Origin of the sequence: Spiroplasma sp. ald (genome assembly GCF_044714355.1) — a bacterium.
Lineage (GTDB): Bacteria > Bacillota_I > Bacilli_A > Mycoplasmatales > Mycoplasmataceae > Spiroplasma > Spiroplasma phoeniceum.
The window spans coordinates 1-11,463 of record NZ_RXFY01000028.1 but is presented as its reverse complement, the minus strand read 5'-3'; the positions used below and the strand labels follow the sequence as shown (position 1 = coordinate 11,463).

Below are 11,463 nucleotides of genomic sequence, written 5' to 3'. Positions count from 1 at the left end.
ACCGCTTTTGTTTTTTATCTTTTACTTTATTCAATAAATATTTATGTTTTTCACAAGTTCATAAAACTTTATTTGATAAAAATTCTTGGGTAATGAATGATATTACTTTATAACAATCATTAACATCACATATTTGTTGTTGTTGAATTATCATTACCTCACTTTCAAATTATTTTTTAGAGTTAATTTTTAAATAAAAAAATCAACCCAATAAGGGTTGATTTTTTTGTCCTATTTCATCGTTTATTCTACACAATGAAATAATTGCTTTTGATGAAGATGAAAAATAATCTTTCTAGAAGGATTATTTTTTTGTTAAATTAAAATGTTCTTTTAAAAATTGAGTGTAAGTAGTTGCTGGAAGCAGTTTTTTATATTTACGTGCTAGTGCTTTAACATCTTCACTAGCCCCTAAGGGAAACGATAAATGATATTTTGTTGCAAGTTCATTAATTTTAATTAGAAAGGCGGCACGACTTAAAATCGCGCTACAAGCAATGGCTAATGATTTTTCTTCTCCTTTAGTAATAAAAACAAGGTTATCTTTGATAATTGTACTTGTTTTAGTTTTTTGTAAATATTCAAAATATTTTGTTTGGTTAACAAATTGGTCAATAAAAATTGTTTTATTATTCAACTGATGTTTTGCTAATAATTGGACTAAAGCTTGATTATGCGCTAAGGTTTTAATAATATGAGCGTTTTGATATTTAGCATATCATTTGTTATAAAGTTCATTATTAATAATAATAGTAACACTTTTGACCATTTTTTTAATTATTGGGGCTAAACTTAAAATCTGCTGTTTTGTCATCTTTTTACTATCCTTAATTGGTAACTTTGCTAATTCATTAAAAGTTGCAAGCGGAAGATAAGAAGAAGTAACAACTAGCGGGCCAAAAATATCGCCAACACCAACTTCATCGTTACCAATCACATTTTTTTGAAAATATGTCATTGGAATAGAAACATTTTTATTTGGTAAAGGACTCATTAAGGTTGGAAAAAAACGTTTTGCTTCTTTTTCAGCTTGATAGCCTTGAAACAAAACACTATTTGTTTTATAAATTGTAATAATAATCCCATTTTTATTAAAAACATTAGTTTTATTGGAATCTGTATTATGAATTGCATAATTTTGATAAGTAGTAATAATTGCTTTAATAATTGTGGAATCAACTTTCTTAAAACTGATATTATTCATATGATGGCCCTCATTATTTTCTTTTATAAAATTATTATATCGTTTTTTAACCTTTTTTGTTAAAATATTAGTAAGTTATCAAACGGAGGAAAAAATTATGATTAAAAATGTTGGTATTGATATTATTCAAAATAAACGAATTAAATTATCGACAGAATTCATTCAAAAAGTATTAAGTCCAGCTGAAATAAAACAATATGCAACTTTTTTTGATAAAAATGCTCAACGACAATTTTTAGCAGGACGATGAGCGGTAAAAGAAGCTTTAGTTAAAGCATTAGAAAGTAAGTTAATTTTAAACCAAGTAACAATTTGTTTAAAAGATGATAATAACCTTCATGTTGAAGGACTTTCATTAGAACAAAATGAACTTGTTCATGTTTCAATTAGTCATGAGCGAGAGTATAGCGTTGGCTTTGCCATTTTTTCAACTTTTTAATAATTGTTTTTCTTTTTTTTTCTGCAAAAGTAGAGTATAATGATAGTGAAGAAATTTACAAAAAAAGGGAGAAAACATTAATGAATTATTCATTTGATGATATTTTATTTAAAGACTTTTGTAGTAACCCTTTTATTCGTCAATGAATTCTTGAAAATAGATATGTCAGTGATAGTGTCTTTAAGTTCTTTTTATGAATGTTTATTTTTGCTGCCTTTTTTTATTTACAATTCTTTCATCATGAACTTTTTTACATTATAAAAGTAAAAAAATTAGTGCTTCACGTAGTTTACTAAATTGTGTTTCAGTTATTGGGGGAATTAGTACCTTTTTCTTTAGTAAATTAATTTGAAATTTAGTGTTAGTACCAGATTATTCAATTGATCCAAGTTATTATCTAATATTATTAACAGGATATTCATATGTACAATTAACGATTACCCTAGCTATGATTTTCAATAGTCGGCGTTTAATTTCACTTTTGTTATATATTGTTTATGCTTCACCATTTGTTATTATTGGACCAGTTATTCTTAATAATTTTAATGATGTAAATCTTCGTTATGATAAAGAATTATTTATTATTTTAACTATTTTAGTAATAACGATTTTTATTGCTAGTTTACAATTATGTGGTCTTTTAACCCGTCAAGATGAAAAAAGCAATGTTATTCGTTTTGCTATTATTTTAATTCTTTTCAATATTATTAATTAATAATACTTCAAAATTATCAATTCCAATAATATTGGAAGAAAATATTAAATTGCGTCAATTGTTCCAACAAATTTATTCTATTACAACATTAATTGTAGATTTATTTGCCTTATTTATTTTGGTATTATATTTGCAGCAAATGTTAACTCGCTCAAGAGATGAGATTCATCAAATTGAAAATTTAGATTTAATTAAAATTTTAACATTGCAACAACTTAATCCGAATTTACCATTAATTAATTTTTCAAAGGAAGAAATTAATCCGAACCATTGGACATTAAAAATGTTGAATTAAAAATATTTGTTTTTGATTTACTTATTTTTAATTTATTAAAAATTATGAAACCTTGAAAAACAAACAATTTTTAATTAAAACACAATAATAGAAGAATGAACAGAATTCAAATGAACAGCCAAAAATGTTATTTATCTTTGATAAATAACATTTTTATTTGTTTGTTTAAAACAAAATATGTTATAATTTTATTGCTTGTATTCAATAAAATTAATGATATACAATACACATTTATGGATTCATTTGCCCAGTGCTATTTGTTTTAATAAGATAGTGGTAAATGTTAGAAATAAATGGGTGTTTTAACGAAAAGGAGAATTAAATAGAAATATGGCAAAAGAATTAACAAGAGAAATGTTATGAGAAGCTGGTGCTCAATTTGGGCATCAAACAAAACGATGAAATCCAAAAATGAAACCATACATTTATGGTGAAAAGAATAAGATTCACATTATTGATCTACAACAAACATTATGAAGATTAGAAGATGTTAAAAAATTAATGGCAAGTATTGCTGCACGTAAGGGAAAAATCTTATTTGTTGGAACAAAAAAACAAGCCAAGTGGATTGTTAAGGATGCAGCGGAACGTTGCGAATGTTTTTATGTTAATCAACGTTGATTAGGTGGAACATTAACAAACTTAAAAACAATTCATTTACGTGTTAAAAGATTATGAAATATTGAACGCCAAGAAAAAAATGGGGAATTAAAATTATTACCAAAAAAAGAACAAATGTTAATTAAAAAAGAAAAAGATAAATTAGAAAAATTCTTAGGTGGAATTAAAGGAATGAAAGAATTACCACAAGCATTATTTGTGGTTGATCCAAAAGAGGAACATATTGCCGTTCGGGAAGCACGCAAATTACGAATTCCAGTGATTGCTATTTGTGATACAAATGTTGACCCTGACCCAATTGACTATATTATTCCAGCAAATGATGATACTTCACGCTCAATTGCAATTATTACTCATCATATTGCTGATTTATATGGTGATGCAATGGGAATTAAAATGCGAGAACCTCAATTTAAACCAAATGAATTTACGCGCCGTGATGGTGATGACAATCGTAATTCACGTGGTGGGCAATATGATAATCGAAGAATGAGTGGAAGAAATGAACGTGGAAAAGAAACATATTCGGCACATAAAGTACAACCTTCAAGAAAAGAAGAGGCACCTGCTGTAGCAGAACCTGTCGCAGTTAAAGAAGAACCAGTTCCATTTCCACCACCAAGTTTTAATTTCGATACAATTAATGTAGTTGATAATGATTTAGAAAAAACATTATCAAAATTAAAAGTTGATGAATTAGAAATTCTTAGTGAAGGATTTGCCTTACCAAAAGCAAAAAAAGCTAAAATGTTTAGTGAATTAAGTAAACATTTAACAATTGTTGATAATAAAATAGTAAAAAAATAACATAAAAATTAAATTGTATTAACTGGTTAGTTTCAATACAAGCACCCTTAAATTTGAAAGGAGAATTAGAATGGCAGTTACTGCACAATTAGTAAAAAAATTAAGAGATAGAACAGGAGTCGGAATGCTAGATTGTAAAAAAGCATTAGAAGCTACTGATGGAAAGATTGAAGAAGCAATTACATGGTTGCGTGAAAAAGGAATTACCAAAGCGGCCAAAAAATCTGATCGAGTTGCTGCTGAAGGATTAGTTGGTTTAGTAACTAAAGGTGATAAAACAGTTATTTTCGAAGTTAATTCAGAAACCGATTTTGTTGCAAAAAATAAGCAATTTTTAGATTTAATGGCAACCGTAGGAGAAACTTTAATTAATAATGAACCGAAAACTGTGGAAGATGCATTAAAAATATCAGTTAATGGTGAATCATTAGAAACTGTTATTGTTCATGCTATTGCAACAATTGGTGAAAAGATTACCTTACGTCGTTTTAAAATAATTCATTTAAAAGCAGATCAATCAATGGGATTTTATTTACATTCTAATAATCGCATTGCAACTGTTTTAACTTTTAGTGGTAAAATTGATGAAACAATTGGAAAACAATTAGCAATGCATGTTTCGGCAATGCGTCCACAATTTATTTCACGTGATGATATTTCAACGGATTTTTTAAATAGTGAAAAAGCAATTTTAACGGCTGAAGCAAAAAATGATCCAAAAAATGCTGGAAAACCAGATAATATTTTAGAAAAAATGGTTGAAGGGCGTTTAAATAAACAATTAGCAGAAATATCATTTTTAGACCAAGTTTTTGTTGTTAATCCTGATCAAAAAATTAGTGATGTTATAAAAGCAAATAATGTTCATGTTGTTGATATGATTCGTTATGAAGTTGGCGAAGGAATTGAAAAAGAAGAAATTGATTTTGCTTCAGAAGTAATGGCACAAGTTCGCAAATAAGAATCATTGTGATAGAAAGGAAAGCCTAAAAATGGAAAATACTGAAAAAGGAACAATAATTGCAATCTCGATGGCAGCATTTTTATTTGTTGCAGTTAGTTTATCAATTATTGGTTATTTAATTAGTTTTACAAAACGAGAATTTAAAGCACGTTTTATTAATAAAAAAATTTTAATTATTTTATTTACAGTGTTAGGAATTAATTTACCAGTTGTTATTCTTGGATTTTTATTCCAGTTTGTTATTGATTTCTCAACAACTGCACCATTAATTATTATGATTGTGTTAGTTTTTGGCTTGACAGTTGGGGTAGGAGTTTATATTTTCTTATTTTTACAACTAATTGCTGTTGGAATTGATGAAAAGGAAATTGCTTTTTTAGGGGAGCGAATTTTAATTCGAAAAATTACTCGTGTTGAACGCAATGATAAAATAAATCAATTAGTAATTTATCATACCGAAGGAACCCGTAGTAAAAAGAAATGTCGTTTTTCATTAGCAAGTCAAGCAGGGCAATTTATGATTAATAATGTTAATTTATTAAATCAAGAAATTATGCCATTTGTTCCAGAACAGACCAAACCAGAATTAAAAGTTAGTGAACAACAAGTAAGCGAAGAACCGGTTTCTGAATCAAAAGAAGCTAAAAATACAGAAAAAGATTAAACAATTTATTTGAAAAATTTTTTTCTTTTAAGAAATATTTATTGTCTTTAAAAATATTTATTGTATAATTGTTTTTATAAGGGAAATAAAAAGAAAGATATAAATTGTATAAAGTAGGGTTAGAAGCAATTAATAATTATTATTAATACTATTTTTCTCTTATATATTCAATGTAATTTTAATTACATTTGCTTTTATAAAAACACTACTTAATAGAGAAAGGAAATATAAGAAATGAAGAGACTTTTATCGATTTTAGCAGTTTTTGGTGTATCAGCTGTAGGGACAACATCAGTAATCGCATGTAACAAAACTGAAAGTAACAACTTATCAAGAGTTAAAACAATTGCAGCACCTGTAACTGTAGAACCAAAAGATGCAAAAATTAGTGATATTAAAAAAGCATTAGATCCTAATGTTTTAAAAGCAGTACAAGGTGTTGTAAAAACAGCACAAGCAACTGACTTTTTATATGAACTTTATGCAGACAACAAAGGTAAAGCATTAGAAGAGACTGTTAATTTAAAAGCAGGTAAAGTTGATGTATATGTTCAAATTACTCCAGCAAAAGATAAAACCGTTGTTATTGGTAAATCAGGATATATTAAAGTAACTTTACCAAAATATGGTGAAGTAACAAAAGCAGATATTTCAGATGTAACAGTGCCTGATCAAACTGTAAAAATTACAGTAGACGATCGACAAAAAGTTACAGAAAATGAATTAAAAACAGTTAATAAAAATATAGCTCTTGAACAAGCTGTTTTAGAAGCTATACTAGCGAAAGCACCAGGTGTAGAAAAAAGTGAATTTGAAATTACAAATACTGGTGAAGAGGGAGACTATTCAGCAGAGAAAACTGTTGAAGTAACAGTTAAAGCAAAGGATAGTTCAGCAAAAATTACTGGTAAATTTAGATTCAATGTAAAATTAACAACTGTAGATAAATAAGAATTACTTTTTCTTATTTGGAACAAAATAAAAAAACACTTACAAAGTGTTTTTTTTTATGCTTTTTAGTTAAAAAAATCTTTACAATCTTAGAATATCAACTAAAATTAATATAAACAAGATGAAAAAAAACAAAAGAGAAGGAGAAAAAGCATGCTTAAAAAAATTGGAATTTTAACATCTGGTGGTGATTCACAAGGAATGAATGCGGCAATTGCAGGGGTTATTAAAACAGCACATGCTAAAGGATTAGAAACATATATTATTCGTGATGGTTATTTAGGATTAATTAATAATTGAATGGAAGTTGTTGATAATAATTTTGCGGATAGTATTATGCGTTTAGGGGGGACTGTGATTGGTAGTGCACGCTTACCGGAATTTAAAGACCCAAAGGTACGACAAAAAGCTGTTGCTAATTTAAAAAAACAAGGAATTGCAGCATTAGTAGTTATTGGTGGTGATGGAAGTTATCAAGGAGCGCAACGGTTAACAGAGATGGGAATTAATTGTATTGCTTTACCAGGAACAATTGATAATGATATCACTTCATCAGATTATACGATTGGTTTTGATACTGCCATTAATATTGTTGTTGAAGCAATTGATCGCTTGCGTGATACAATGCAATCACATAATCGTTGTTCAATTGTGGAAGTAATGGGTCATGCCTGTGGTGATATTGCTTTATATGCTGGAATTGCTGGTGGAGCAGATATTATTTCAATTAACGAAGCTGCTTTATCTGAGACAGAAATTGCTGAACGGGTTGCAACATTACATCAAACACAAAAACGAAGTGTTATTATTGTTGTTAGTGAAATGATTTATCCCGATGTGCATAAATTAGCAAAATTAGTTGAAAGTAAAAGTGGTTATATTACCCGTGCGACAGTTTTAGGACATACTCAACGAGGTGGTAATCCAACGGCAATGGAGCGTTATCGTGCTTTTCAAATGGCACAATTTGCTGTTGAACAAATTATTGCGGGAGCAGGTGGTTTAGCAATTGGCAATCACGGTGATCAAATTATTGCTCGTCCAATTATGGAAGCATTAAGTATTCCACGACCATCACGGAAAGAAATTTGAGCTAAATTTGATGAATTAAATCAGAATATTTATCAAAAATCATAATTTTACGATAAAATAAGGTGGTAAAATATTTTTAGAAGGAGATTGTCAAGAGAATGGATAACTTTAATATTAACGAGAAAATGAAAAGAACAAAAATTATTACAACAATTGGGCCAAGTACCCATTCAGCGAGAGCCCTTGAAGAACTGTTTAAAGCAGGAATGACCACAATTCGCTTAAACTTTTCACATGGAGATCATGCTGAACAAGGAGCACGAATTGTGTGAGCACGAGAAGTTAGTGCTAAAATTGGTAAACCAATTTCAGTATTATTAGATACGAAAGGTCCAGAAATTCGTGTTGGAATAATGAAAGATGGGAAGCAAGAAATTGTTGCTGGTGCAACAGTTACAATTTATTCATTACCAAAGGAATATCAAAGCCGTGAAGGAACTGGAACGGAAATTACTGTTTCATATGATATGTCACAAGACTTAAAAGTTGGTGACGTAGTATTAGTTGATGATGGGAAATTACAGTTAAATGTTACTGGTGTTAAGCCAGGAATTATTAAAACAAAAGCTTTCAACCATCATATTGTTAAAACAAATAAACGAATTAATTTACCGGGGGTCGACTTTACATTACCATTTTTAGCTGAAAAAGATATTAATGATATTAAATTTGGAGTTGAACAAGGAATTGATTATATTGCAGCATCATTTGTTAACACAGCTGGTAATATCAAAGAAATTCGAAAATTATTAAAAGAGTGTAAAGCTGAACATGTTCAAATTATTGCTAAAATTGAATCACAAATTGGAATTAATAATATTGATGAAATTATTGCCGCATCGGATGGAATTATGGTTGCACGGGGAGATTTAGGTTTAGAAATTCCTTATTATGATGTTCCATATTGAGAAAAAATTATTATTCGTAAATGTCGTGAAGCAGGAAAAATTGTTATTGTTGCAACACAAATGTTAGAAACAATGACAGAAAATCCATCGCCGACACGAGCAGAAGTTACTGATGTTTATTTTGCAACAGAATTAGGATCTGATGCAACAATGTTATCAGGTGAATCAGCAAATGGTGACTATCCATTTATTACTGTTCATACAATGGCAATGATTAATAAACGAGCAGAGCATGAATTTTATTCAAAATTATATTATGAAAAGCAATTAGAAGATGCTATGAATTCAACAACAGGACCACGCGCTGATATTGCTAAAAAATTAGAAAATAAATGTAAAGATGGAAAATATGAATATGCTGTTGTTGTTTCAAACACCGGAGAATTATTAAAAACAATTTCAAAATTCCGCCCGAATGTAGTAATTTTAGGAGTTAGTCCACTGCCAGAATTGTATACTGCCTTTGGATCATGGCATTCAATTTTTATGAATAAAGTTGATAATTATGAAGCATTTAAAACAGATGAAAAAGCAATTTGTGAAGTTGCAAAAAAATGAGGAGCAAAAATTGGTTCAACAATTTTATTTGCGCGCAACGAAGAAATTAAAGAAATTACAATTAAATAATTAAACTAGTTACCCATGGTCTAATCTTCCTCTTTTCTCAGCAAGTTAAGGATGATGGAAGCTTAATAAAAGAACGATTAGATTACTAGTAACAACGGTTAGTTTACGTTTAAGCACTTTTCGTTATTAAGTGTGAAAGATAAATTAGGTTAAATCCTAATTTAATTAGGATGGTACCGCGAAGAACTCGCTCCTAGTATTATTGTTTTAATAATTATTGGGAGCGAGTTTTATTTTTAGGAAAGGAAGATTACAAATGATTAAAATTACATTACCAGATGGGCAAGTTCGTGAATTTAAAAGTCCACAAACAATTCATGCTATTGCCAGCAGTATTGCATCAAGTCTAGGGAAAGCTGCCTTTGGTGGGGTTTTTGCTGGTCAAATTCGTAGTTTAGACTATTTAGTAACAACTGATGGGCCATTAGAAATTATTACTGATAAATCACCACTAGCCTTATCAATTTTGCATAATACAACAGCATTAATAGTAGCAAAAGCAATTACTAATTTATATCCAACCGCTAAAATTGCTAAAATTGTGGTACAAGATGATACCTTTTTAATTGACTTTGATGTTGAACCACATTTAAAAGAAACTGATCTTAGTGCTTTAGAACAGGAAGTAACAAAATTAATTAATAATAATCTTGCTATTACACCTGTTTTAGGGACTCTGACCGATGCAAAAAAATGATATAGGGATAATCCTTATTTATTAACTTTTTGTCTAGAAACAGGGGCAGAACAAGCCGGATACTTACTTGGCAATGAATTATATTTGCCAAATACTTATCCAGTTACAACTTTAAAACATATTAAAGTATTAAAACTTTGAAGTTTAGCAGGAGCGTATTGACAAGATGATGCTAAAAATAAAATGTTGCAACGATTAACTGGAAGTTCACATTTTTCGCGTGAATTATTTGAACAAATATTATTAGCATATGAAGAGCGAAAAGAACGCGATCATCGTAAAATTGGAAAAGATTTAGAAATCTTTACTTTTGATAAATTAGTTGGGCCTGGTTTACCAATTTGGTTACCAAATGGAATGGCATTAAAAAAAGTACTACAAGAATATATCCGAGAAAAAGAATGAGAATATGATTTTATTGAGGTTGATACACCAGTTATTGGAACTAGTGAAATGTATAAAATTTCTGGTCATTGGGATCATTATCAAGAAAATATGTTTGCACCAATGGCACAAGATAATGAAATTAGTGTTTTACGGCCAATGGCATGTCCGCACCATATTGCTGTCTATAATTATAAACAACGTAGTTATCGTGAATTACCATTACGGATTGCTGAGCATGCCATTTTACATCGTTATGAGACATCGGGAAGCTTAACAGGACTCGAGCGAGTACGAATGATGCAATTAACTGATTCACACATCTTTTTACGTCATGACCAGTTAAAAGAAGAATTTAAACGTTGTTTTAAATTAATTAATGAAGTTTTAACAGATTTAAAAATTACTGTTGATTATTATTCATTGTCATTACGTGATCCAGCAAATAAGGAAAAATATTATGATGATGATCAAATGTGAAATCATGCTGAACAAATGCTACAAGAAGCATTAGATGATTTAAAAATTCCATATGTGCCAATGATTGGCGAAGCATCGTTTTATGGACCAAAGTTAGACATTCAAATTAAGACAGCATTAAACCATGAAATTACTGTTTCAACTCTACAATTTGATTTTTTATTACCAAAAAAATTTAATTTAAGTTATATTGATGCAACAGGAGCAAAAGCAAGACCAGTAATGTTACATCGTGGTTTAATTGGAACTTATGAACGTTTTATCGCAATTTTATTAGAAAAAACAAAAGGGGTTTTACCATTTTGATTAGCTCCAAAACAAATTGTCATAATCCCAGTTAATAATGAGCATCATTTGGAATATGTTAATGAATTACATCAGCAATTTAAAAAGTTAAAATTACGTACAATGATTGATGATCGTGATGAGCGTTTAAGTTATAAAATTCGAGAAGCACAAGTTGCTAAAATTCCATATCAAATTGTGATTGGTGACCAAGAACGGGATAAAAAAATGATTACTTATCGAATTTATGGACAAGAAGACCAAATTACTACTACTTTTGATAAGTTTATTATTTTAATTAATAGACTTCTTGCATAACCTAGTTATTTT

The 11,463-nt window shown here is 29.1% G+C and carries 11 protein-coding genes; 10 read left to right on the top strand and 1 reads right to left on the bottom strand.

Features of this window, described 5'->3' with window-relative positions:
• Positions 1–304 precede the first annotated feature (304 nt).
• Positions 305–1,204, bottom strand: coding sequence for a ribonuclease HIII (rnhC, locus tag EHU54_RS02470; RefSeq protein ID WP_400248760.1), 900 nt, complete (start codon positions 1,202–1,204; stop codon positions 305–307).
• Between the two features lie 97 nt (positions 1,205–1,301).
• Here rnhC and EHU54_RS02465 point away from each other — a divergent pair, with 97 nt between their 5' ends.
• The 10 genes from EHU54_RS02465 (at position 1,302) to thrS (ending at position 11,451) form a co-directional block, all read left to right on the top strand.
• A complete protein-coding gene (locus tag EHU54_RS02465) occupies positions 1,302–1,643 on the top strand; it encodes a holo-ACP synthase (RefSeq protein ID WP_400248759.1) in 342 nt (113 codons plus the stop codon).
• A 193-nt stretch (positions 1,644–1,836) separates the two neighbouring features.
• Positions 1,837–2,358: a hypothetical protein gene (locus EHU54_RS02460; protein ID WP_400248758.1), complete on the top strand. Its 522-nt coding sequence runs from the start codon at positions 1,837–1,839 to the stop codon at positions 2,356–2,358.
• 31 nt (positions 2,359–2,389) lie between these two features.
• Positions 2,390–2,653 carry a hypothetical protein gene (locus tag EHU54_RS02455; protein ID WP_400248756.1) on the top strand — a complete coding sequence of 88 codons (264 nt, stop codon included), beginning with the start codon at positions 2,390–2,392 and terminating at the stop codon, positions 2,651–2,653.
• A 330-nt stretch (positions 2,654–2,983) separates the two neighbouring features.
• Positions 2,984–4,081: a 30S ribosomal protein S2 gene (rpsB, locus tag EHU54_RS02450; RefSeq protein WP_400248755.1), complete on the top strand. Its 1,098-nt coding sequence runs from the start codon at positions 2,984–2,986 to the stop codon at positions 4,079–4,081.
• Between the two features lie 70 nt (positions 4,082–4,151).
• Positions 4,152–5,042, top strand: coding sequence for a translation elongation factor Ts (gene tsf / locus EHU54_RS02445; protein WP_400248754.1), 891 nt, complete (start codon positions 4,152–4,154; stop codon positions 5,040–5,042).
• Positions 5,043–5,073: 31 nt separating this feature from the next.
• A complete protein-coding gene (locus EHU54_RS02440; RefSeq protein WP_400248753.1) occupies positions 5,074–5,709 on the top strand; it encodes a hypothetical protein in 636 nt (211 codons plus the stop codon).
• Between the two features lie 234 nt (positions 5,710–5,943).
• Positions 5,944–6,660 carry a spiralin lipoprotein gene (locus EHU54_RS02435; protein WP_400248752.1) on the top strand — a complete coding sequence of 239 codons (717 nt, stop codon included), beginning with the start codon at positions 5,944–5,946 and terminating at the stop codon, positions 6,658–6,660.
• 153 nt (positions 6,661–6,813) lie between these two features.
• The gene (pfkA, locus tag EHU54_RS02430) at positions 6,814–7,797 is read left to right on the top strand and encodes a 6-phosphofructokinase (RefSeq protein ID WP_400248751.1); all 984 of its coding nucleotides are present in this window, start codon (positions 6,814–6,816) and stop codon (positions 7,795–7,797) included.
• A gap of 53 nt (positions 7,798–7,850) precedes the next feature.
• Positions 7,851–9,287: a pyruvate kinase gene (pyk, locus tag EHU54_RS02425; RefSeq protein WP_400248750.1), complete on the top strand. Its 1,437-nt coding sequence runs from the start codon at positions 7,851–7,853 to the stop codon at positions 9,285–9,287.
• Between the two features lie 256 nt (positions 9,288–9,543).
• On the top strand, positions 9,544–11,451 hold the full coding sequence (gene thrS, locus EHU54_RS02420; protein ID WP_400248749.1) for a threonine--tRNA ligase: 1,908 nt from the start codon (positions 9,544–9,546) through the stop codon (positions 11,449–11,451).
• The last annotated feature ends 12 nt before the right edge of the window (positions 11,452–11,463 follow it).